This window comes from Pseudalkalibacillus salsuginis, assembly GCF_021646685.1.
Classification (GTDB): Bacteria; Bacillota; Bacilli; order Bacillales; family Fictibacillaceae; genus Pseudalkalibacillus; species Pseudalkalibacillus salsuginis.
In genome coordinates, this window is sequence record NZ_JAKJHW010000003.1 from 177,996 (window position 1) to 203,423 (window position 25,428).

Sequence of the window (25,428 nt, forward strand, 5' to 3'; positions counted from 1 at the left end):
AGTATCTATATTTATTTGTTCCTAAGCTTTTTTAACAGTTCCTCTGCTTTACTACGAGCTTTTTCAGTTTCATCTACTAGAATTCGATAATGTTGTGCTCCGTCTTTAGGATATTCTTCAACAATATCTCCTTCTGTGATTTCCTCAGGAAAACACTTCATTGGAACTTCTTTTTGAATTGACTCGTTTCCCTTTTTCAAAAGGATCGCCAATTCACCTTCAAACCGATCTATTGTATATCGATTCATTTCCTCACACCTTTATAGTGTAATATACGGTCTCATTTCCTCGATGGTTGCAGGTCCGATATATTTAACATTATCCAATTCTTCAATTGTTTGGAAAGATCCATGAGTATTTCGATAATCAATGATGTTTTGCGCGATCGTTGGTCCGACACCCTTGATCAATTGAAGTGTTTCAAAATCTGCAGTATTCACGTTGATCGGATATTGTGGTTCTGGTTCTGGCTCAGGGTCCGGCTCTGGATCCGTTATTGAACTGCAGCTATCTTCACCGTTATATGGAGAAGCATCGACACCGTATGAAACCCCATTCGTTTTGACGGTGATCGTTCCAGATTTACAAGTGGAGTACAAGTCCGTACCTGCCTCCCATAAACGATGCACAACGTCAGAATACGGATGACCATAGTTGTTTTCTCCGTATGAAAGGATACCTATTTCAGGATTCACCTCAGAAATGAAAGCGTCGGATGTAGAAGTCGATCCTCCGTGGTGGCCAACTTTTAAGATCTCTGCTTCAATATCATATTTATTTACCATATTGATTTCATTATCCACCGATGCGTCACCGGTTAATAGGAAGTCGATATCCCCATGAGATACTTTCAATACAATCGAAGATTCATTATTATCGCTGCTTGTATTCAATCCATTCAATACCTGAATATGAAGAACATCATCAAAGGTAAGCGTGCTGCCTTCCACTGCCTCTTCGAATGGGATATTCTTTTGATCTATCAAACTCAGATATTCCAAATACGTTTCTGAAGTATGGGCTTTTCCGCTGTCTAAAACTTTCCCAACAGATACTTGTTCCAATACATCGATCAATCCACCAATATGGTCTGCATCCGGATGTGTAGCAACCATTAAGTCAATTGAGTTTATACCAGCCTGGGCCAAGTAATCAACTACTACTTGCCCAGCCGATTTACGGCCCCCATCAACCAATATCGTCTTACCAGATGGAGATATAATTAACATACTATCCCCTTGACCGACATCAATAAAATGGACTGACAAATCATCCATTGGCTTAAATTTGTCATCCAATGAACGAGCGAAAGCAACAGAGAACTCTGCTCTTGTTATATTATTAAGTGGTTTGAATGTATGATCAGCATAACCATTTACGACATTATTGGCGTCTAAAGCTAATATGTACTCTTTAGCCCACTTTGCTTGATCCAAGTCTGTAAAAGTAGAAGCCGTATCACCGTTTAAACCAAAAGCGAGTGCAATGATTTTTGCTGTTGCAGCGCGATTGATTTTATCTCCTGGCTTGAATGTGTTGTCTGGAAATCCGTTAAATAACCCGTGCTCAGTTGCAATAGCGATCGCTTCATAATAAAAGCTATCCTTACTGACATCAGAATAACCTGGGTCCACTATTGTCGTATCATCAGGATAGAATTCCCTGACTAACATCAAAGCGGCTTGCTCACGGGTTATTTGGTCACTTGGTCCAAATTTACCGTTACCATAACCGTTGATGATTCCCCGGTCACTCAAATAATAAATTTCATCCTCTGCCCAGGACACTCCCCCAAGGTCTGTAAATGTTTCCCCGGCACTAACATTGCTATATTGGAATGATAAAATAAATACCAATGCCATGAAGATAGAAAATATTCTCTTCATTTTACCCCTCCTAAAAAGTTATTAATTAATATTATAGTATAATTTACCAAGATTTTGGTTGAATTTAGAAAATTAAGTTTTATTTGGTGGCAAAATTGAGAGGTAAACATGATTTGTTATCTATTAGAAAGGAATAAATAAACAAAATAGCCAGGAGACTTCACGTTATTCCAGCCTCCTGAAACGGTTATTACCAAAAAGGTTAGGATGAATTAAATTAAAGTCTGTTAGAATGCTAGAAAAATAAAGTGAATGAGCGAGAGGAGAAAAGAATGTATAAAAGATTAGGAAGATTTTTGTTAGGGGCAATTGGTTTTTTCTTTATTTGGAGCGTCCCAGATTATGTTCAATCACAAAACTCCACACAAAGTGAGAGGGGCCATACTATCTCAGATAGCGGTTCTATAGAGAATTATGTCAGTATTTCCCGAGAAAAGGCGACAGAAATCGCTACACACAAAGTTCATATACCGGCTGACTTTGTAAAACAGAACATAAAGCTCCAACATGGTTGGGGTGGTACAGAAAAACTCTGGCGGATTTCATGGGTTACACAGGCCCCGAAGCTGCAAACAATAGAAGTTGGTGTCAATGCTATTGATGGTTCGATCATGGAAATCAGTATTTACCTAAAGCCTGATAAGGGGGAGGGTTCAAATGGACATGATATTTCTCTTGAAGAAGCAGTAGAGATTGCAGAAAAGTACATTGAACTTCACTATCCAGCTATAGAAGGTATGACATTACAGCGAAACCATTTTATGGAGGCTGATCGATTTAATATTCAATTTATCCAGATGGTGAACGGCATCCCATTTCCGGAAAATGAAATTCGTTTTCAAATAGGTAAGAATGGAGAAATTGAGTATCACCGTTTCCGCATTAGAAATCAAATTCATTTTGAGCCATTAACAGATTTGATTCCCTATTCGATGGTTATGCAAAAAATTAGTGAAGAAGTTGAGTTAGAACTGAGTTATATCCATCAACCTCCCAATAACCAATATACTCCTAACGATACCTTCCTTGCATATCTCCCTAAGAGTAAAAATAAACAATATCTAAGACCTTTACTTTTGATAGATGCCAATAGTGGTGAATGGATCGACTGTTCTAGGTCCACTTTACCAGACGATAGGTTTATTGAGACAGCTGTTTCTACAGATCCCAAACCCAGACAGAAACCCACTAATATCCTAACCCAAGGAGAAGCATATCAAATTTTAAAAAATCTTTTTCCTATACCGGATAATGTAGTTATAAGTCATGTGGATTATAAGGCACCATTATGGGTATTTCAGATAGGCTATGAAGAAGGACCATCTAAAGTATGGCATGCAGTTGTTGATACAACGAGTGGGGAAGTAATCCGTTTTTCTAAGGAAAATCCTATCAATGAAGAGGTCATCAATATAAATCTATCTAAAGAGGAAGCCATTGAAAACACGATTGAATTTGTAAAAAGGGCTCTGCCTGATAAAGCTGCTCATCTATACCCTAGGATTGTGAAAGAACATTTTTATGACGGGGAAATAAAGGCAAAAGCGTATGACGTCCATCTTATCAGAAAACATGACGGGATCGTGGTCACAAATCAAGGTGTCGATATAAAGATTTCTGCAATTAATGGTGAAATAATCGAATATAATATGATTTGGAGGGATATTGATTTTCCTCCTGCAATTGATGTATTAAGTACGACAGAAGCAAAAGATATTTACAGTAAAGATTTGAGTATTGAATTAATGTATATGGCTCCTGTACCCGATCATCCCATTGAACGTAAAAAGCTAATCGGTAAAGTGAAAGAAGCCAGTCTCGTCTATAAGGTGAATAAACCAGAGGGGAAATTTTTAGATGCCCGCGTTGGGAAGTGGAGAGATGGTAAGACAGGTGAGATTATACATAAGAGCATATTAGATATTGAGGGGCATTGGGCGGAACAAGAAATAAAAAATCTAGTCAATAATGGTTTAATGGAGGTTGAACATAATCTGTTCCATCCTGATGCAACCCTTACAAGAGTAGAGTTGATCAAGCTATTGTTAAAAGTGGTTAAAGAAGGGGACGGTAATAACAAACTCCTATCAAAAATCCTTTTTCATTCTGAAAAAGAGGTATCTAGAGAGTCTTTCGCCGTTATGATGGTTCATGCGTTGGGCTATGAAAGTTTTTCAAAAGAGGGGAAAATGGTTCCACTCAACTTTTTAGATAAGGATAAAATTATTCATAAAGAACATGTAGGGCTGGTCCAGAAGTTAGGGATCATGCAGGGCGCATATAATAACTTCAGACCAAAGGATAGATTAACAAAAGCAGAAGCTGCTGTAGGTCTTTATAGATTTTTAAAAATAAAAACTGAGTAATAAGGAGAAACAATTAGCGACCTTCCAATATAGGAGGTCGTTTTCTTATTTTTAAATGGTGGAGTTAATATTCTATAAAAAAAATAGAGTGTATTTTGTTATATTAAGGCTATTTAAGTAAAAATATAGATTTTTATTACTAAAAATAGAAATATTTGTTAGAATATTAGATATATAGAATTAGTAAAATGAGAGGAGAAACGAATGAAGAGACTGAAAAAAGGATTGATTTTACTTGTTTCAACGATTTTTCTATTTACTTTAAGCTTACCACCTGGATATGCACAAACGGATGAATCTACAAAAGATCAGTTTACACCGAAGAAAGAGCCTGTAAATTTTAAAGCTCAACATACATATACTACTGCAGCGATTAAGTCGGCTGAGGAAGAAGCTGAAATCTCGAAAGAGGAAGCTATTGAAATTTCTAAGAAATCGGTTGATATACCGGATGATTTTGTACAAGAACAAGTTCGCTTTCATGCAAATTGGGGTGGTACGGAACAAGTTTGGAGAGTTTCATGGAGAAAGCAAACACAAAAGTATCATGAGATTGAAGTTACGATCAATGCACACACAGGATCCGTGGTTGAAATTCACTTTTTCAAGGAACCTGAAAATGATCGTGTTGTGTTTCCACCTAAAACGGATTTCCAAGAAGCAGTGAAAATTGCTGAAAAATATATTGAGAAGCATTATCCTGAAAAATCAGAGAACTTGAAGTTAGATGAAACAGCGATGGAAGAGTATGAGAATGATCCATATTATAAAGAACGTGGAGGTTACTATATCCAATTCTTCCAAAGGATCAATGGCGTTCAGTTCCCAGAAAACTCAATAAGCTTTCGGATCACAGGGGACGGTGAAATAGAAAACCATCATTACAGAATGCGGGATCACATTCAATTTGAAGAAGTGATTGATTTGATTGACGAAGAAACAGCTCAAAAGATGGTTGAAGATGAGCTGGAAATGGAGCTCCGATATATTCATCAACCATACTACGAAGATTCAACATCTGATGAAGCTTATTTAGCATATGTACCTGTCAATACAAGTCAAAGGTATTTTTCCTATCCTCTTCAGATCATAGATGCCAATAGTGGGAAATGGATTGATCATACCGGTGAAAAGCCATCAAATGATGGTATTGAGCTGCCGGAAGGCCCTGTTTCTGAAGATGCTGTACCTTCGAAGGAGTATAATCAGGAATTGACACAAGATCAGGCTTATCAAATCATTAAAGAGCACTTTTCGTTACCTGAAAGTATCATACTCGAACATGTCGAATATGAACAGCAATGGAATCGAAATGAAACACCAGTCTGGGCATTTTTTTTACGAGATAAAAAAGACTCCCCGATGATGATGTGGCATGTCACTGTTAATGCAGAAACCGGAGATATTTTGAGGTTCTATAAAGATATGCACAATTATCCAGGAAGTAATGACAACGTAACTGTCAATGTATCAAAGCAGCAAGCATTGATGAAAGCGATTGAATTTGTGAAAAATACCTCTCCAGACAAAGTGGATCAATTGTATCCGACTATACCGACTGAGCACTATTATAATGAAGAAACCCAGCCAAGGACATACGGAATATATTTTATAAGAAAACATAATGGCATTCCTGTCGATCATCAGGGTGTGAATATTGAAATCTCTGCATCAACTGGTGAAGTGACGCAATATAACATGGAATGGAAGTATTTGGAATTTCCGTCGATAGCGAATGCAATGGATTCTAAGAAAGCGAAAGATATTTATTTTACAGAAGTAGATGTGGAGCTACAATACATGGTGCCATATCCTGACAAACCTAAACAGCGTAAAGAACTCGCAGGTGAGAAGAAAAACGCAATGCTGATTTATAGGACGATTCATCCTCCGTATTATAAGTTCTTGGATGCAGTCACTGGAAAATGGCGACATAAGGAAACTGGTAAACAGATTGGAGTCAAGAAAGAGATATCTGATATAAAAGGGCATTGGGCAGAACAAGAAATCAACATGTTGGTCGAATATAACCTGATGGAGGTTGAAGATGGGAAGTTCAATCCATCGAAGAGTTTGACCAGGGGAGAATTAGTCCAATTACTAATAAAAGCACTTGGAGATGATTATTACTATGGTGATCGCATCAAGCTTCCTTTTGAGGATATTGAGAAGGAATCCAAGTACTATAAAGCTTTATTACAAGCAGTCGAACGCAATATCGTAATCACAAAGGAAAAGAAATTTCATCCTAACGATGAAGCTACAAGAGAGTATTTTGCTGTTCTGATGGTGAGAGCACTCGGATATGATAAGCTTGCCAACCAAGGTGTCTTTACTATAGATTATTTAGACGAAAATCAAATTACTTATAAAGGGCATGTCGGATTAATCCAGGGGTTAGGAATCATGCAGGGATCGTACAATCGATTCATGCCTAAGAGCAGTCTGACGAAAGCCGAAGCAGCGGTCGCATTATATAAGTTCCTTGAAAAGAAATCAGAGCTCTATGATAAGAGATATAGATAGTAGATTAATTAGAGAAAGTAACCTTCCGTCAAGAGTCTAGGAAGGTTACTTTTGTTATGGGAAATTATGTTAAAATTAGATTATACAGAATTTTCTTATTCAGTAATCGGGCAGGATACTGGATACATTTGGTAAACGATATGAACTTTTAGAATCCATTAAATCCAAACTAAAAGAAGAATCTGATATTTAGTAGATAAATATTCTTAATAATTGTTAATACCTATGATTTCTCGTTTAAAGTTTAGAGGTGAGTAATATTCTATTATTTTTGCTGTTCTACATAATCGTTATTCCTGTATGTGTATTGATTCACGAGGTTGGACATGCACTAGGTATTATTTTGACAACAAAATACAATGCTAATGTGTATTTAGGTCAAAAAAATAATAAGGAAACATTCCGCTTAGGGAGAGTACATTTTCATATTAATTGGGCTTTTTACGGATTTGTACGCTATGCAAATGAAAGTCCAATAACAACAACAGGTCAAAGGATAGTGATATTTATAGGAGGCCCTTTAGTATCACTATGCATTGGGGTATTTGGGTTTATTAGTTCTACCTATATGTTTGATGAAAATAGTATTAAAAATCTTATGACAGGTGTAGGTGTATTCAATATTTATCTGTTCCTGTTAACCATTCTACCTATTCGTTATCCTGAATGGTGGAAACCATACAGTAACATGCCTTCTGACGGATACAGAATTCTACAAGAGGTAAAGAGAAAGAATGAAATGAAAAAACAAGAACATGAGATGTAACTATATCATTTTTAAAATAATACAGGATGAGGTATTTATTATATTTGTAGAGTATATTGTCAAGGATCATATTAAAGTTAAGCAAAACCTCTGAAGCACAGGAATTACAGTTACTTAGGTGCGAAGTTTGAGTTATATATTTAATAGTTCTCCGATTTTTCTAAGGTCTAAGGGCTGATAGTATGTCCTTATACTATTAGTTAGCAATCAATGAAATCTCTAAAGGAGGTTCTTTACCTATTTAAGTAGTCCAAAAGAACTGAAATCAATAAAAGTTAAATCATATTTTATCAAATTTGGTAGAATAATGTTAGAAACACAAATATAGGGGGAGTTTCTTCATGAAAGAAATATGGAAGTGGACAGCGGCACTGTTTTTGGTAATAGGTTTATTAGCTGGTTGTGGTACGGCCGAAGATGAGCAAAGTAATGAAAATGATACTGAACAATCCGGTACTACAGATGATTCTTCATCCTCTGACCCGGACTCGACATCAGAATCTGAAGGGACTGGGGATGAGCAAGAAGCAGTTGAACAGACAGGAGAAGGTACATATAACGGACTTGCAGATAACCATACGGTAGAAATAATGCTAGAAGATGGCCCACAGGCTTTTCAAATCACTGAGGAAGTAAAGGTGCAAGTCGATGAACTTGAGCCTGACACGGAGGTCCAATTCAATTATATCGATAAAGATGGTACTCTGACGATTACAGATATTAAAACAAAATAAGAGATTTGTTTCTAATAATCTACTCTTAATACAGAGTAGGTTATTTTTTTTGTTAAATTTTGTGGAAAAATCAGGTTTAATTAGTTTATATTTTCAGTTACAATAGTGTTAATTGTTTGTAAAGAATTTATGGAGGTAACATTAAATGCGGGATTTCAACTTCGGGGATATAATATATAAATATAGTCGTTTCATAATATATATAATTTTCTTCTTACTAATTTCATTTAAAATATTCCTTTTTTGTAAGTTTACAGATACTACTTATCTACCGAATAATTTAGGCTATTTTAGAGAAGCTTTTCTTTTTCTGATCCAGGAAGGTTCGTTCGAAAAGTTTTATAGTGGGCTATTTCTAGTCAGTACGGGTTCTATCTTATTACTTACATGTTGGACGTTTTTGTTAACAAAAAAAGGACAGCTGCTGGTCCTATTCATCATCGATTTAATTGTCACATTCATTACAATATCGGATCTTGTATACCACCGTTATTTTCATGATTTGATAGCTGTTCAAGTACTGTTCCAGGTCAACCAAATAGGGGCGATTTCTGGTAGTATTACAGATTTGTTCGAACGTCGTGATATTTTGCTTGTTGTAGATTTTATCCTGTTGATCCCAGCAATTATTTTTATATGGATCAAAACGAATAAGGAAAAGCTGTCTTGGAACTGGATGCGTGCTGCTACGACTGTTATTGTATTTGGCATAGGATTACTGTTCGTCATTGCTCCTATTCAAAATTATATCGAGAAGTACAGCGTAGCATTGTTCAACCAAAACTGGTATAACGTATCGATTTATCAGCAAACGGGACTGTTAGGGTTCCATGCCTTTGATTCTTACCGTTATATCGACGAAAATTTGATCAACAAAAAATCAGTTTCAGCATCTGACCGTGAAAATATTAAGGAATGGTTCAATGAACATAACGAGAAGCTTCAGCAACCTACTGAATATGAGGGGATTGCTGAAGGGAAGAATGTCATTGTCGTCCAATTGGAAGCTTATCAGAGTTTTTTCATCAATAAAAAAATCAATGGTGAAGAGATTACACCAAATATTAATACATTGTTAGAGGAAACGATGTATTTCGATAATTTTTATCATCAAACAGCTCTTGGAAGAACGTCAGATGCAGAGTTTCTAGAAAATGCCTCTCTTCATCCGACCGCATCTGGTTCTGTCTATGTTCGTTATGCAGGGAATGAATTTGATGCACTTCCTAACATTCTTAAAGAAGAAGGCTATGAAACTGCTGCTTTCCATGCATATGAAAAAGGTTTCTGGAACCGTAATGTCATGTACAATACGATAGGATTTGATCATTTTTATGGAAAAGGTGATTTTGATGAGGGGGAAATCGCTGGCTGGACTCTTGGAGATCGTCCATTCCTTCAGCAGGCTGTAGACAAGATGTTGACCTTTGAAAAACCTTTCTATGCTTTTGCGGTTGCTCTGACGAGTCACCATCCATACACTCTACAAGGGGAGCATAAGGTGTTGGATGTCGGTAAGTATGAAGGTACGATCATGGGTGATTACATCCATTCAGTCCATTATGTGGACAAAGCCGTTGGGGAAATGGTGGAAAGGCTTAAAAAGGAAGGACTATGGGATGAGTCAGTCTTCATGATGTATGGTGATCATGACGCCGGTATTAATGAAAAAGACCAACTTACAGATATCGCTGGTTTAGAATCTTCAGAATTCAATAAAGAAGCAGAGTTCAGGAAAATTCCGCTATTTGTCCACTTACCTGGTGGGAAAGGCAATGGGGTCTATCATAAAACAAGCGGACAAATTGATATTGCACCATCCATTTTACATGTATTAGGTATAGAAATGCCTGAATTATATATGATGGGTGATAATATATTCACAGATGAAGACCATCTAACTGTCTTTAGGAATGGATCTTTCATAAATGGTGAAGTGCTCTACTTGGTTTCTGGGGATGGAATCTTTCAGAATGGAAAATGCTTTGATACAGAATCTGGAGAATTGACGAGTACCAATGCGTGTAAATCCGGATTTGAAAATGCGAAAAAACGACTCTCTACTTCCGATACAGTGATAAATGGAAATCTTATTGAACATTTCAGAAAAGACAAAAGTGAACACTGAAACAAAAGAGAGGTTGACTAATTAAGTGTTAGAGCACTTACTAGTCAGCCTCTTAGTTTAATTGTCTTCGAACATTTTTAACTTCATTATCTCCCTTCGCCAATCGTTTAATTAATTATTTAATCAATACAGAGATAGTGAAGTGGTAAGATTTACTCCAGAATCCGACTTAAAAATTAATATGAAAAAGACGATGATATACAGAATCATCGTCTTTTCAAAAGGAAAGAAACGGTTCCCAAGCGAGACCTTAATTCAAAAACTAAAGGTCTCCATTTATCCAACCAAGTTTTACCTATGAAACTATCATACCATTATTTTCATATTAATAATCCATTTTATACAAAAATTTTTATGTTATTTTTTTGCAATCAATCTATCTTAATCATTAATTAAAGGAGGGGACTATGAAAAAAAGAGTTAGTATTACATTAGATCAAGGTTTGAATAAAAATCACGGATATGGCAGAGGAGACTAGGATCAGTAAAAGTGTCTTTATGGGATTTGCTGCTTGTTATCTTCTTCATCAAATGGAAAATATCGACGATGCCCGATCTACCATTTGATCAAACAAAACCTTGATTTTGATTAGATAAAATTTTTACATAAAAGGACTGTCCTTAATTGGACAGCCCCCCTTTTAAATTAAGAATTCAATCATTCTGGGGTGGATATACTTTCCATTTCGTCAAGTCATATTCCTCTTTTTGAACTAATGATTTTGGAAAGATGAAGCTCCACGGTTTGCTTGTGTTTGCTTTCACTTCAAAATTGTCCAGTTCAAAACCGCCTTTCGCAATCATCTCCCCATATGCATCCTCAACGATCAACGGTAATTTTTCTAGTTGAATATTCTTTTCGGACCCATTTCTAATCAATATCATAATATGAAGGTCTCCATTATCTTTCTTGGAGGCTTGTAAGCCTAAGAAGTTTACTTCACCTGGTTTAGGAGGATTTATATTTTTCATGATTTCTTCCAATTTATTTTTGTTTTCTTCAGAAAGACTTTGTTCCCAGCTTTTTTCGAGATCAAGTTGGTGGGGCTTGGATTGTTTTAGTTCGAAAGCCAGTTTCCATCCTTCCCTAGGTAATTGATCTACATATAAATCTTTGGAACTGAAGAGGAAATTCCAGGGCCGGCTGCTATTAGGTGGTAATTCCCCAAATTGTTGAAAGGAGAACCGTTTCCTGCCAAGAACCTCTCCAGACTCTGCGATGAATAATAATGTAGAGTCTGGCAAATGGATTGGTTTTGGTAAGCTGCTCCTGATAAAAGCTGTTATAATATAATCGTCAGTTGCTTCATCTTTGTTTATTTCAATCCCGGATAAAGAAATTTGATTTGGCTTGAGCTTTTCGCATTCGTTATTCAAAAATTGATACACATACTTTTTTTCAGCAGGTACTTCCCATTCTGGGTGAAACGAGAGAGGGGTATCTACCATTTCATCATTTGAATTTATTTGTGGATCTTCATGAATTAATTCATTTGATGAGATTGAACTGTCCTTTCCGTTTTTTTTCTTTTTGAGTGAAAATAGCATATTGATCCTCCTTAAGGATATTAATCAACTTTCAAGTATGAACGTGCCATGATTGTAGATTGCTTACTTATTTTTTCTTCTATTTTTTGATAGGTGAAAAGAAAGATTTCGTATCCTTCCTTTTCATATAATCTCATCGGATCGTCTTGACCGTAACTTCGCAAGCCAATACCTTCTTTTAAACGATTCATTTTTTCAAGATGTTCAACCCAGCCTTGGTCAATGTATTGTAAAGTGATCTGCTTGAAATTCTGTCCCCAATGTGGCTTTTCTACAAAAATTCTTTCCAAAAAATCCAAAGACTCTTCAACCACAGGCAATACAATGGAATGGATATCCTTCACTTCTTCAATAGCTTCATTTTCAAACTCTGGAATCTCAATAGGAATCAACGAGATCAGGGCGCTTCTTAAACGAACTAGATCCCAGTCCTCTTGTATATCCGAAATACAATGTTTTTCAATCGTACGAATAACAGAATGTTCCATGACTGGTCGGATCAGGTCAGTGAACCCCTTTTCAGCGAGAAGCCACTGGGTACGTAATTGTTTGATAATCACGTTACGCTGCTCGTTTACAATATCATCGAGATGTAAATTATATTCGCGGATGGAATAATTGCTTCCTTCACAAATCCGTTGAGTTCGTTCTACTAAATCATGAATATCTTTATTGAGAATTTTTCCATTAGAAGTTGTTTTAAGCTTAGGCTGGAGCTTTTCGATTTCATCCTGTGAAAATCTATGGAACATGTCGTCTTCAATAGAAATAAAGAATTGAGAGGAACCAGGATCCCCTTGACGTCCAGAACGCCCTTTCAATTGGTTATCGATACGGCGGCTCTCATGTCGCTCTGTACCGATAACGCGAAGCCCTCCTAATTCTGCGACTTCTTCACCTAAAATGATGTCAGTCCCTCTTCCAGCCATATTCGTAGCAATTGTAACTTGTCCTTTTTGTCCAGCCATCGATATAAGTTGTACTTCGCGTTCCAGGCTCTTAGCATTTAGGATTTCGTATGGTATACCAATCTCATCCAAATATCTGGCGGCTTTCTCTGATTGCTCGATAGATGTTGTACCAATTAATACAGGCTGTCCATTGCTATGACATGATTTAACATCGGCAGCCATAGCCTTATATTTTTGATCAACGGTTACAAAGACAAGATCCTCCAAATCAACACGAATTTTAGGTTTATTGGTTGGGATGGAGATGACATCCATTCCATAAATCTGTTGAAATTCTTTCTTTTCTGTTTTTGCAGTACCAGTCATACCTGATAAGGTAGGATACATACGGAAGTAGTTTTGGACAGTGACTATCGCTTGCGTTTTATTTTCTTCAGTTATTTCAAGACCCTCTTTAGCTTCAATGGCTTGATGAAGGCCATCACTTAATGAACGACCTTCCATGATACGACCTGTAAACTGATCGATAAGCTCGATTTTTCCATCTCTGACGATATAATCGACATCACGACGGAACATGACACGTGCTCTTAGGCATTGGATTATGTAATGATAGAGCGTCTGGTGCTCAAGGTCATAAAGGTTATCAATACCAAAAGCTTTTTCAATCTTATTGATTCCCTCATCTGTAAGGTTGGTAGACTTAGTTTCCGGATCATATGTGAATTCATGATCCTCAGTGAATTGTTTTACGATCATAGATGCCACATTGAAAAGTTCTGCACTGAGACTTGTTTTACCAGCAATGATCAAAGGGGTTTTTGCTTCATCGATCAATACGCTGTCTACCTCATCGATAATTGCAAAATGATAGGAGCGTTGAACACGATCCTGTGGGCTATACACCATGTTATCCCGTAGGAAGTCAAAACCGAATTCATTTCCTACACCATATGTAATGTCAGCCTTATAAGCTGCTATTTTTTCAGCAGGCGTGATTTGCGGTATGTTCAAGCCTACTGTAAGACCCAGGAATTCATGTATTTGACCGATGATTTCTTTATCACGCTTTGCTAGGTATTCATTAACAGTTATGACATGTACACCTTTACCCTCTAAAGCTCTTAGGTAACTTGGTAAAGATGCTACAAGCGTTTTCCCTTCACCGGTTACCATTTCAGAGATATTTCCATAAGTCAATGCCAACCCTCCGACGAGTTGCACATCATAATGTCTTTGTCCTAATACACGTTTAGATGCTTCGCGGACCACAGCAAAAGCTTCTACCTGGATGTCGTTTATCGTACTGCCGTTATGCAATGAATTTTTGAAATAAACCGTTTTTTCTTTAAGCTGAGTATCAGTAAGTTTTTCTATCTCAGGCTCCAACTCATTAATATGTTCTACTATTTTAAAATACTTTTTTAACGCCCGATTATCTGAATCTACTATCTTTTTTATGTAAGTAAGCATAAACCTTTCTCTCCCTATCCCCTTCTTAAAATTAGTATATCATAGAAACTTCTACAAAATTAACCAACTATTTATGGGTTTTGATGATGAATTGGAAATTAATTTTAAGGATAACAAAAAAATCTTGTAATAAATAGTAATAATTTGTAGAAATAGATAAAAAGTTGGTAGTATTTGCACAGACACTTTGATAATGTTATAGAATAGTAATTTATAAGGGGGATGAGTATGCAAGCGCATATAAAGAAAATTGTTTCAGCATTAATCTTGATTTTGTTGATGTCTTTTGTTTCTATGCCTAGTGTGAATGCGGCAGACGACATAACTGGACACTATGCTGAGAAAGAAATGAGGGCATTAAACGAAAAAGGAATCATGAAAGGAGATAGTCCCGGGACTTTTTCACCTGATCGTGCTGTAACCCGTGCAGAATTTTCAGCATTCGTGAAAAGGGCTTTAGAGCTGGACCTTCCAATTGATCCAAGTACAGGAAACTTTAGTGATGTGGAACCAGATGATTGGTTCTATGATGCAGTCAACCAGACGGTAGCAGCAAGTATCATTACAGGATATCCTGAAGGTGACTTTAGACCAAATCAAAAAATTACCCGTGAAGAAATGGCTGTCATCATGTACCGCGCCTTACAGTTCAAGGGTATTGAAATGAAAGAGATTTCATTAGGATTCAAAGATAAAGACCAGATTCTTAAGGATTTTATAGATGAGATTTCCATGGTAGCATCAGTAAAGCTTATTTCGGGTTATCCAGATAATACATATCGGCCGAAAGACAATACAAAACGTGCTGATGCGGCGATTGTGATCTATCGGATGCTTAACATCATCAGCCCACCACCAATTCTTGAATACAGTGTGGCAAACATCACTTCCGATGGAGAATTAAAGGAAGTAAAAAAATATGAAACGTATAATGATGCAAAAAATGCATTGACTTCTCCATCTTCACAAGTTGTCATGAAGGGGAAAAAGATCGTATGGATGAAGAGCGGTCTTACAATTTCAAATGGATTCACTATTATCTATGACAGTACGAAATTCACTTCCAACTACACATATGTAACAACTGGTACAGAAATGCAATTCCATTCTGCAGGGGAAACCTGGGTTGAAGTCACAATAGCTGATACACGGGGCTATGTGAAAAAGGACAGTGTATCATTGACACCTTATCAAATGTTACAAGGAAGATCTTACTATTCGGTTAGTTCAGGGAGCCTATACCATTATATTTACAGTCCGACACTAAATCGCTACAGTGGGATTGTAGTTGGGAAAGCCCCATCTTTCATGACACCAGGTACTAAATATTTTAGCTGGGATGGAAATGAGTTCTATAATACTGCGGGTAATAAAGCAGGCCAAGCTTATCAATATTACCAATACTTGCCTTTATATACGAAAACAAAATATACTGCTGAACAGCTTGACTCTTTCATCAGAAACTCTTACCCAGATGCCTATAAAAGCAAATTTCCTACATCCCCGTTAGAAGGTACTGGGGAAATATTCAAAAGGGTAGAGGATAAGTATGGGGTAAACGCATTATACTTCTTATCACACGCCATCCATGAAAGTGCATGGGGTACTAGCCGTATCGCAGTGGATAAGTACAATTTATTCGGTTTAGGTGCTGTAGACAGCGATCCGTATGGAAATGCTATCACTTTTGAGTCTTTAGAAGCGGGAATCGAAGAGGCTGCGGTAAAGTATATCATTCCAAAGTACTTCACAGAAAGCAATCCCATTTATCACGGGGCTTTCTTAGGGAACAAAACGATGGGGATGAATGTAAAATACGCCTCGGATCCATATTGGGCTGAAAAAATCGGAGCATATATGTATAAGGCTGATCAATTTTTGAAAGGTGGAGACTTAGGTAATCATCAATTAGGATTGACGAATACAGCTTCGTTAAATGTACGTTCTGAACCTATGGTATCCGATAATATCATTTATCAGTTTCCAAAATCGGGGACAAGCGTTGCTATTATAAAGGAATCCTCTCAAACAGATGGACTTTGGTACCAAATCGTTCCAAAGAAATCGCGTCCTGCTGCTTATATTTATGGTGAGGGGAAATATGGTACTTTAGCAAAAAAAATTAATGTAGCAAAATAAAATCTATAAATTAGGGAATGCGGCTATTTCTAGTTGCATTCCCTTATGTTATGGTAATGTTAGTTTTTTAACATGTTCATTTTAGAAATTTCTTTAAGTATAGATCTCGACACTCTTAAGGGAACAAGACAAACGAAACCGTGCAATAAAGAGCGAGGAGAAGGCTTGTGGATTGCCCGAGAAAAAGGTGGAAATTTGCAAGGAAAAAATCAAGTATAATAGAGCATAATTTTTAAGGGGAATTTTTATGACTATAAATAAAGTAGATGTAATGGGTGTCCCATTTGTCGATACCTCAATGGATTCATTCATTAAACATCTTCATGAATCACATTTAGAGAAGGAAAGTAAAGCTTTTGTCATTACAGCAAATCCTGAAATTGTAATGTATGCTAGTGAAGATGTAGGTTATAGGAGTGTCTTGAATGATGCAGATTATATTACGCCTGATGGGATCGGGATTGTAAAAGCAGCTCGGATTCTTGGGACTCCAATAAAAGAAAGGGTTTCAGGTTTTGATATAATGTGCAACCTTTTACAGATTGCAAATGAAAACCGGTCTTCCGTTTATTTATTAGGTACAAAGGAAGAGGTATTACAGTCGGCGGAAGCGAATATCCAAGCAACTTATCCTAATGTAGACATAATCGGTTCACACAATGGATATTTTGATTGGGACGATAATGATATTGTCAATGAAATCCAACAACTAAGACCTGATATGATCTTTGTCGCGTTAGGTCTACCAAGACAGGAAAATTGGATTGCTGAAAATATCCATCACTTTGATAAAGGTATTTTCATGGGAGTTGGTGGTAGTTTTGATGTGTTTGCCGGAATTGTGAAACGCGCGCCGGTAATCTATCAAAACTTGCACTTGGAGTGGTTCTATAGATTAGTGAAACAACCTTCAAGAGCCAGAAGGATGTTGGCATTACCAAGATTCATGTTCAAAGTGTTCGAACAGAAAGTAAAGGGGAAAAAATGAGCGGAACATTTGTAAGAAGTACACTGATTTTGACTATTGCAACATTGATTTCCAAGATTTTAGGGAGTGTTTTCCGGATTCCTTTGCAAAACATTGCAGGGGATGAAGTATTAGGGATCTTCACACTTGTCTATCCAGTCTACATGACAGCGTTGATTTTATCCGTGGCCGGTATTCCAATAGCTATATCACAGCTAATTTCAAAGGCAAGAGTCGAAAATGATCAAGAAGAGATTAGAAACATTTTCGTCACATCAAGTATTTTAGCTGTACTGTTCGGTTTATTTAGCTTCAGCCTGCTGACCGGGTTATCTGAACAATTGGCCCAATTATTGGGAGGCCCAAAGACAAGGTTGTCAATCATCATCGTTTCCATCACGTTGCTGATCGCACCATACATGGCGATATACAGAGGTTTTTTCCAAGGCCACGAAAATATGGAACCGACAGCCTTTTCCCAAGTAATCGAACAATTGATCCGTGTCGCTCTAGTCATTATTATTGCCTATTACACAGTAAACATGGACTTCAGTAATGAGATTGTGGCTGGTGGGGTAATGGTCGGCTCGTCAATCGGGGCTCTCTTATCACTCGTTTATTTACGCTACCTTTTTCAAAAATCGCCTTTTAAACCTTATTCAGAAATTAAGTATAGTTTGAAAGATTTCAAGACAACCAGTAGAAAAATATTGAAGGTTTCCTTGCCGATTTGTGTAGGTGCTTTGACGATGGCGCTATTGAATGTTGTTGATTCGTTATCAATTCCGTTCAGCTTGAAGATGGCAGGAGGAGAAGGTACGGAGATCAATTATCAATATGGCCTGTACGGGCGAGGACTGTCCTTGGTTCAAATCGCCACAGTATTCTCCACTTCGATTGTGCTACCTTTGATTCCTTTAATCAGTAAACACCTTACTCAAAAAGAATTCGATACGACGAACAAGGTTATCGTAAAATCCCAAAACCTTGCACACCTTTTCTCATGGCCGGCAGCAATAGGACTGCTCGCTTTGGCTTTACCACTGAACCTTGGTTTGTTTACAGATTTGAATGGAAGCCTCGTTCTTGCTTTGATTGGACTTAGCTCAGTGTTTACGTCCTTGACTGTACTTGGAACAGGAATTTTGCAGGGGCTGGAAGAATCTAAAATTGCTGCATGGATCATTGTTTTCGGTGCTCTAATGAAAGTACTATTGAATTTCATTTTCATTCAACTCTATGGACTTGTTGGTGCAGCAATATCAACATTAATCATTTATATCTTGCTTTGGCTGACAAATGCGTATTTCATTTGGAAACAAACAAAAGTGAAATTGGTTACAAGAGAAACTTTTGTTCATCTTGGATCGTCAATATTAATGGGGCTGGTCATAGGGATCCCTACCTTGCTGTTCAACATACAAGGATGGGATAGGATCAATGCATTACTTTATAGTTTTGGGGCAGCAGGTATAGGGGCCGTTATCTATATATTCATGGTGATCATGTTCAAAGGGATCTCTACAGAAGAATTAATCCGAATTCCTGGTGCCAATAGATTAATAAGAAAAAAGAGTAGGAATTGAAAAGTCTTCTTTTGTTTTGTTAACAATTTATTTGGATTTTCGACGAATTAGTTGTAAGTTTTTCATTTTTTTCAAAAAAAATTGTGATATAATTTTCCTTATGATGTAGAAGAAGAAATTCATGCTTTAATTTGAAAAAATTAGGGTATTGTTTACCAGATATAAAGGTAACAGTTTTCAGGGAGAGTGTTCCAAAGTATGCTGTATTTAACGCTATTCATATGCTTCATATCGTCAGTATTATTAACGCCGTTTGTTAAAAAATTCGCGTTGAAAATTGGAGCTACGGATAAGCCTGATGATCGAAAAGTCCATTCAAAAGTAATGCCGCGTCTTGGCGGTCTAGCCATTTATTTAAGTTCCATACTGGGGTTTTACTTGCTTTCCCCTGATAAGCAGTACATGATTCCTTTATTTGCAGCCAGCTTGATCATAGTTACAACCGGTTTTTTGGATGACATTTTCGAAATATCTCCAAAAGTCAAACTGTTAGGTCAAATTATCGCTGCAGGTATCGTCATACATGGAGGAGTGGTCGTCCATTTCATTAACTTACCGTTTGATGTGCGGTTAGATTTAGGCATGTGGAGTATTCCGCTTACCTTGCTATGGATCATTGGTATCACAAATGGGATAAACTTGATTGATGGTTTGGATGGATTAGCTGCAGGTGTTTCATCAATTGTATTGATTACAATTTCTATAATGGCGATTGTCAATGGAAACGTGTTTGTTGCAGCTGTTAGCTTTGCAGTTTTAGGAAGTACACTAGGGTTTCTTGTATATAATTTTCATCCTGCAAAAATCTTTATGGGCGATACAGGTTCGTTATACTTAGGGTTCATCATAGCAGTAATTTCCTTGTTAGGATTCAAAAATATTACTTTATTCTCTTTATTAGTGCCGATTATCATTCTAGGAGTACCGATATCAGATACAATTTTTGCGATCATTCGTCGGTATGTGAATAACAAACCACTTTCAGCTCCTGATAAATCCCATTTGCATCATTGTTTACAAAGGTTAGGGTTTTCCCACCCTATAACGGTTTTAATTATTTATGCGATGAGTGCAATTTTTGGGATCGCAGCGGTTCTTATAGAACAAACGACCTTATGGGGATCTTTTCTTATCCTGATGGTGCTTTTACTATTCGTTGAATTGGTTGTCGAAATTGTCGGGTTGGTCGATACGAATTACAGGCCATTATTAAACTTTTTCCACAGAGTTGCTAGCACGCGTAAAATATAAGAACATTTATGGATTAGATGGAATGAAACAAATTGACAAGGGGATGACCCAAAAGAAAAGTGTCAGACACCTCCAGCACAATGACTAGTGTAGAGTAAGGCCCTCACCATTTTGTTGAAAGACGGAGAGCCAGACACTTCTAGTCATTTGTTAAAAGCGGAGACTCAGATACTTATGGGTCAGCCCCTTGTTAATGTTCCTCCTTACTAACATGAATTGCTCAGAAAGGGTTGTTATCTTTGAAAAAGTGGCTATGGATCATCCTCATACTTTCCTTACTCGTCACCTCTGTCAGATTATTTGAACGTACTGAAGCTGAATGGAATTACAATACTTATGAAGTTGCGGTCCCTTTTAAAGAAGTGAAAAGTCTGATTGATAAAGGAGCGGATGAAGAGGATGTTTTTAATGGACTGAAATCATCCGGAGTCAATGCTATGAGTATTGGTCCTGAATCCATTGAAGCATTGGCGGATAAAGGTGAAATACTATCCCTCAGTCAGGATGAGTTTTTTCGCTTTGCTCTCTTTTCTGGGTACTCATCGGATAAACTACCTGAGAAAAAAGGCTTATTTATCAGTCTTTTGGACAGTTCATTTCCTGTAATGGAATCGGTGGAAAAAGTATTTAATGGCAATACAAAGAAAGTTGAAATCAATGAAAGGGACTTCATCTATATTGAAGGAGACCCTAAAAAAATAGAAAAAACGTATTTAGGGTTTTCAGAGGAAAACCTAAATAAGGTAAAAGAATATGGATTATCGACAATCATTCATGTGCCGGTTGCAGATGTATCCAAAGAAAATGAATTCATTTGGGAACAAGCCTTTACGTTTGATGATCGTTCAGATCAGATGTTGTTTTCCGGTGTTGAAGCACTTGGCTATCCAAACAATCAGGTGAAATGGGCTGGAAAATTGAAAGAAAAGGGGATCTCCACACTATCAATAGAAGATTTCGACCAAAAAGGATTTGAAAGACTAGCAAGGTCTAACAATTTGAATGTAATCAGGTTAAGGAGTTTTGATCTTGAACGTGAATCTCTGATAAGTAGCCAAGAGAAGGCGATCAGGGCAGTAAAGGAACGAAATATCCGGGTACTCTATTTTCACTTGACGAATGAGGGAGAACCTGAAGAGGCCTTAGAGGAAAATATGGCTTTTTTCAAAAGTTTAAACAGTAATATGCCTGGAATATTTACCTTGGGAGATCCAGAGACATTTAGTGAGTTGTCCAAATCATTTTATTTGATCGCAGCAGCTTTGCTTAGTTCAGTACTTTTCGTAATGCTTACTGTAGAAACATTACTAAAACGTAAAACGATTACTGTAGGTTCAGGTGTAGGGATGTTTCTGGTTGCTGCAGGTTATCTTATTCTAGGATCAGACACCTTACTTAAACTGATGGCATTAGCTGTTGCTGTTATAACGCCGGTTTATGCCGCTTTAGTATTGAAACCTATTAAAAATAAGAGAGATATTATTTATCAGTATGTTCGGGCAATCGGTATAAGTTTTGTAGGTATATGGATTGGCATCAGTCTTTTATATGGAAATGAATATTCATTGCATATTGATCAAGGGTTCAGGGGTGTAAAAATTCTCTATGTATTCCCAATCGTTTTCACATTATTATTTGTCGTCTACCATTTAAACAAAGGCTGGAAGTTTGATTTTGCTCAAGTAAAAGCCCTATTGGCATTACCAATAAAATATGGGCACCTCATCTTGTTTGGGATTTTAGGAAGTGTCCTTTTCTATTATATAAGCAGAACAGGAAGTTTTGGTTCAGTATCTTCATATGAACTGATGTTTAGGCAGAAATTAGAGGATTTATTGTATGTAAGGCCTAGAACCAAGGAATTCCTGATAGGATTTCCATTCTATATCCTTTCCTTGTATTTGTTTATGACGAAAATGAAAAAAGCAGCATTTGTTTGTTTGATCCCTGCGACAATAGGGTGGCTTTCTTTAGTCAATACATTTACACACTTGCATATTCCTTTATACGTTTCTGTTTTAAGGAGTATTTATAGTTTATCAATAGGATTATTGGTAGGTATTGCATTCATCTTCATTTATAAAGCAGGGCAGAAGTATTATTTAAAATTGAGAGCAAGGTGGTAAGGTGAAACTTGTTATTTCAGGTTATTATGGCTTCAACAATATTGGAGACGAAGCAATATTGGCCTCAATCATCCAATCATTAAAGGAAATACAACCTGATATAGAGATTGTAGTCCTTTCAAATAAACCGGAACTTACAAAATCCACATATGGTGTCGATGCTGTAGATCGATGGAATTTCAAGGCTATCTTAAAAGCCCTGAAAGAGAGCGGTGGTTTAATAAGTGGAGGAGGAAGTCTATTACAGGACCAAACGGGCTGGAAAAGCGTCCCATATTATTCAGGTATCATGTACTTGGCTAAGCTTTTAAGAAAACCGGTCTATATGTATGCACAAGGAATTGGTCCATTGGACAGATTTTTCAACAAATGGATCGTAAAAGTCGTTTTGAACAAAGTCAATCGAATTACAGTCCGTGATGAGGAATCAAAAAGGCTATTAGAAAATTTAAGAATCAAGAAAAACATCCAAATCGTTCCTGATCCTGTTATGGGATTTAGAGTGGAAAATTTGAAAAGCGATTGGATTTCCGGGCGAAAATTCAATAAACCGATTGTCACAGTATCGGTCAGGGATTGGAAAGGGCTAAAGAATTTTAAAATTAAAGTTGCTGGAGCATTGGATCGTTTGATAGATCAAAGACAAGTAGAAATCATTTTCATACCTATGCATGGGTGGCATGACCATAATACATCTGTCGAAGTAGCAAAACTGATGAAAAACCCTTCTGAAATTGCACCTTATGATGCATCCATTGAAGAAAAGATCGCCATAATCGGTTCGTCTGAATTCTTATTTGGTATGCGGTTACATTCTTTGATTTTTGCAGGAATTGCAGGTACACCATTTTTGGCATTATCATATGATCCTAAAATCGACTCATATTCGAATTTAACCCATCAACCAGTAGCCGGACATGTAGAACAGGGTGATTTGAATGACCTACCTCAGATTTTATTGGAAAGCTATCAAAATAGAAAAGCGCGTTTGGAGTTAATGAGAGGGACTACAGAAGAAATGAAGTTAACAGCTAAAGAAACAGCGAAATTAGCAATTTCAAGCCTAAGTTCAAATAAAGGGATATTGAAATCAAAGGGGGGAATAAATTGACCAATAAAAACCTCCTTCTTGCTTTGGTCGGGATTTTACTGATTGGATTTTCTGGAGTTCTGGCCTATAAACAATTTTCAAACAAAGAAACAAGTACCGGACATGAATTGAACCCTGCTCAACCTGAACCATTCGATACAACTGACGATCCGGCAACCACTGATTATGAAGTCATTGTAATCGGTGGTGAACCGGAGGGAGTTGCTGCAGCAGTTTCAGCAGCAAGGAATGGCGCAAAAACATTATTGATCGAAGAACGTGAGGGTCTTGGGGGCTTGTTGACTTTTGGCATGTTGAATTTCCTTGATATTGCCAATGATTCGAAAGGGCATAATGCTAATGCAGGTATTTTTAATGAATGGCATGAGTTAGTCGGTGGAAAAGTTGCTTTTGATATCGAACGGGGTAAGAAGGCGTTCTTGACTCTTACGGATAATGAAGAGAATTTGACTGTTGCTTTGGATACTGAGTTGACAGACGTACAACTGAATAATAAGGGTAAACTTGAGACGGTAACAGTTAAAAATGCGCAAGGCGTACATACACTGAATGCAAAAAGATTCATTGACTCTACACAAGATGGAGCTCTTGCGGTAATGGCTGGGGCACCGTTTTTTGTAGGGAGAGAAGATATCGGTATCGAGGATAGTCGGATGGCTGTTTCCCCTATGATTCATTTGAAGAATGTCGAATGGAACGACATCCAAAAAGCGGTCGACTCACAAAAATTTGGAGAAGCAGTACTACATTCCAATGTCGCATGGGGATTTGGTAAACTCCATCATATGTATGAACCTGTTGAGGAACATACCCGGTTACGTGGTTTGAATATCGCTCGTAACTCTGACGGGTCTGTCGTAATCAACGCTTTGCAAATTTTCGAGGTCGATGGACTCGATAAAGAAGCCAAAGTTAAAGCTTTAGAAAAAGGGAAGAAAGAAATACAGAACATTGTAAAATATCTAAGAAAAGAATTCCCTGGTTTTGAAAAGACTGAAGTAGCAAGTTATCCAACTGAACTATATGTTCGTGAAACACGACACTTTGAAGCGGAGTATCAACTATCAATCATTGATGTTTGGGAAAATAACGATCAATGGGATAGTATCGGCTTTGGGGCGTATCCAGTAGATGTGCAAGCTACTTCAGTGAATGATTGGGGATATGTCATTGCAGATCCAGTGCAATATGCGATTCCTTTCCGATCTCTTGTCCCTAAGAAGGTTGACGGTTTGTTGATTGCAAGTAAAGCATCAGGATATTCTTCTCTAGCAGCTGGTAGTGCACGTGTCGTCCCGACAGGAATGACAGCCGGACAGGCGGCTGGGGCAGCAGCAGCGCTTTCTATAAAAGAAGAAATAACATTCCGAAAAATGACAGAGGATAAAAAGTTGATCAAGCAACTTCAAGAGACGTTAAGGGACCAAGGTGCTAATCTTTATAAATTTAACCTTGATTATTCGTATGAGGGCGAATGGTTTTATCCGAAAATTAAAAAGCTTCTGACCTGGGGATTGATTTCTGGCGGCTATGAAAATGAATTTGATTTAGAGAAAGAAATGACTGTAGCTGGTTTTGCTAAAATATTACGGAACGCTTTATCAAGAATTGATGAAGATAAATTTAATGACCATAATTATCGTCTCCTTGATATCATGGGGAAAGAGGAAGGTACCCTGATTACAAGAAATGAAGCAAGCAGATTATTAATTTCCGTTTTTGGAGATAATACATTGAAAGGTGATTCAGCCTGGGAAGAAGCAAAAAAGTTGAACCTGGCAGATAAAGTTTTGATAAACCACCTAAAAGAGGAAAAAGGGCTAAATCGTGCTGAAGCTTATTATTTACTTGGATCGGCTATTGAAAAGCTTGAATACGAATAGTCAAAAAAGGCTGTCCCATTAATGGGG

Annotated in this window: 16 protein-coding genes; 12 read left to right on the forward strand and 4 right to left on the reverse strand. The window is 37.2% G+C overall.

All coding sequences use genetic code 11. The annotated features are described in order from the left end of the window. Positions 1-11: 11 nt before the first annotated feature. Together L1611_RS10250 and L1611_RS10255 are read right to left on the reverse strand one after the other, a co-directional pair. Positions 12-248, reverse strand: a complete 237-nt coding sequence (locus tag L1611_RS10250; RefSeq protein ID WP_236313001.1) for a DUF3006 domain-containing protein — start codon at positions 246-248, stop codon at positions 12-14. Positions 249-260: 12 nt separating this feature from the next. Continuing rightward, positions 261-1,886, reverse strand: coding sequence for an S-layer homology domain-containing protein (locus tag L1611_RS10255; protein WP_236313002.1), 1,626 nt, complete (start codon positions 1,884-1,886; stop codon positions 261-263). Positions 1,887-2,158: 272 nt separating this feature from the next. Here L1611_RS10255 and L1611_RS10260 point away from each other — a divergent pair, with 272 nt between their 5' ends. The 5 genes from L1611_RS10260 to L1611_RS10280 all read left to right on the forward strand — a co-directional run bounded on the left by L1611_RS10260 (position 2,159) and on the right by L1611_RS10280 (position 10,406). After that, on the forward strand, positions 2,159-4,252 hold the full coding sequence (locus L1611_RS10260) for a YcdB/YcdC domain-containing protein (protein WP_236313003.1): 2,094 nt from the start codon (positions 2,159-2,161) through the stop codon (positions 4,250-4,252). 204 nt (positions 4,253-4,456) lie between these two features. Continuing rightward, positions 4,457-6,778 (forward strand): YcdB/YcdC domain-containing protein, encoded by a 2,322-nt coding sequence (locus tag L1611_RS10265; RefSeq protein WP_236313004.1) that lies wholly within the window; start codon positions 4,457-4,459, stop codon positions 6,776-6,778. 250 nt (positions 6,779-7,028) lie between these two features. Continuing rightward, positions 7,029-7,544 carry a site-2 protease family protein gene (locus tag L1611_RS10270; protein WP_322972540.1) on the forward strand — a complete coding sequence of 172 codons (516 nt, stop codon included), beginning with the start codon at positions 7,029-7,031 and terminating at the stop codon, positions 7,542-7,544. Positions 7,545-7,885: 341 nt separating this feature from the next. Then, positions 7,886-8,278, forward strand: coding sequence for a hypothetical protein (locus L1611_RS10275; protein WP_236313006.1), 393 nt, complete (start codon positions 7,886-7,888; stop codon positions 8,276-8,278). Positions 8,279-8,678: 400 nt separating this feature from the next. After that, entirely contained in the window at positions 8,679-10,406 is a 1,728-nt protein-coding gene (locus tag L1611_RS10280) for an LTA synthase family protein (RefSeq protein ID WP_236313007.1), read from the forward strand. Positions 10,407-11,060: 654 nt separating this feature from the next. Here the strand turns inward: L1611_RS10280 and L1611_RS10285 are convergent. Together L1611_RS10285 and secA2 are read right to left on the reverse strand one after the other, a co-directional pair. Next, positions 11,061-11,954, reverse strand: coding sequence for an accessory Sec system S-layer assembly protein (locus tag L1611_RS10285; protein ID WP_236313008.1), 894 nt, complete (start codon positions 11,952-11,954; stop codon positions 11,061-11,063). Between the two features lie 20 nt (positions 11,955-11,974). Then, positions 11,975-14,338: an accessory Sec system translocase SecA2 gene (gene secA2 / locus L1611_RS10290; protein ID WP_236313009.1), complete on the reverse strand. Its 2,364-nt coding sequence runs from the start codon at positions 14,336-14,338 to the stop codon at positions 11,975-11,977. Between the two features lie 228 nt (positions 14,339-14,566). Here secA2 and L1611_RS10295 point away from each other — a divergent pair, with 228 nt between their 5' ends. The 7 genes from L1611_RS10295 (at position 14,567) to L1611_RS10325 (ending at position 25,401) form a co-directional block, all read left to right on the forward strand. Beyond that, positions 14,567-16,477, forward strand: coding sequence for an S-layer homology domain-containing protein (locus L1611_RS10295; protein WP_236313010.1), 1,911 nt, complete (start codon positions 14,567-14,569; stop codon positions 16,475-16,477). Between the two features lie 247 nt (positions 16,478-16,724). Continuing rightward, a complete protein-coding gene (locus L1611_RS10300; protein WP_236313011.1) occupies positions 16,725-17,465 on the forward strand; it encodes a WecB/TagA/CpsF family glycosyltransferase in 741 nt (246 codons plus the stop codon). Further along, the gene (locus tag L1611_RS10305) at positions 17,462-19,030 is read left to right on the forward strand and encodes a putative polysaccharide biosynthesis protein (protein ID WP_236313012.1); all 1,569 of its coding nucleotides are present in this window, start codon (positions 17,462-17,464) and stop codon (positions 19,028-19,030) included. The genes L1611_RS10300 and L1611_RS10305 overlap by 4 nt, the downstream gene beginning before the upstream one ends. Positions 19,031-19,228: 198 nt before the next feature. Next, complete coding sequence (locus L1611_RS10310) at positions 19,229-20,281, forward strand: glycosyltransferase family 4 protein (protein ID WP_236313013.1); 1,053 nt, start codon at positions 19,229-19,231, stop codon at positions 20,279-20,281. Between the two features lie 239 nt (positions 20,282-20,520). Then, positions 20,521-22,407: a DUF5693 family protein gene (locus L1611_RS10315; RefSeq protein ID WP_236313014.1), complete on the forward strand. Its 1,887-nt coding sequence runs from the start codon at positions 20,521-20,523 to the stop codon at positions 22,405-22,407. A gap of 1 nt (position 22,408) precedes the next feature. Further along, the gene (csaB, locus tag L1611_RS10320; protein ID WP_236313015.1) at positions 22,409-23,518 is read left to right on the forward strand and encodes a polysaccharide pyruvyl transferase CsaB; all 1,110 of its coding nucleotides are present in this window, start codon (positions 22,409-22,411) and stop codon (positions 23,516-23,518) included. After that, positions 23,515-25,401 carry an FAD-dependent oxidoreductase gene (locus tag L1611_RS10325; protein ID WP_236313016.1) on the forward strand — a complete coding sequence of 629 codons (1,887 nt, stop codon included), beginning with the start codon at positions 23,515-23,517 and terminating at the stop codon, positions 25,399-25,401. Before csaB ends, L1611_RS10325 begins: the two co-directional genes overlap by 4 nt. Positions 25,402-25,428 lie beyond the last annotated feature (27 nt).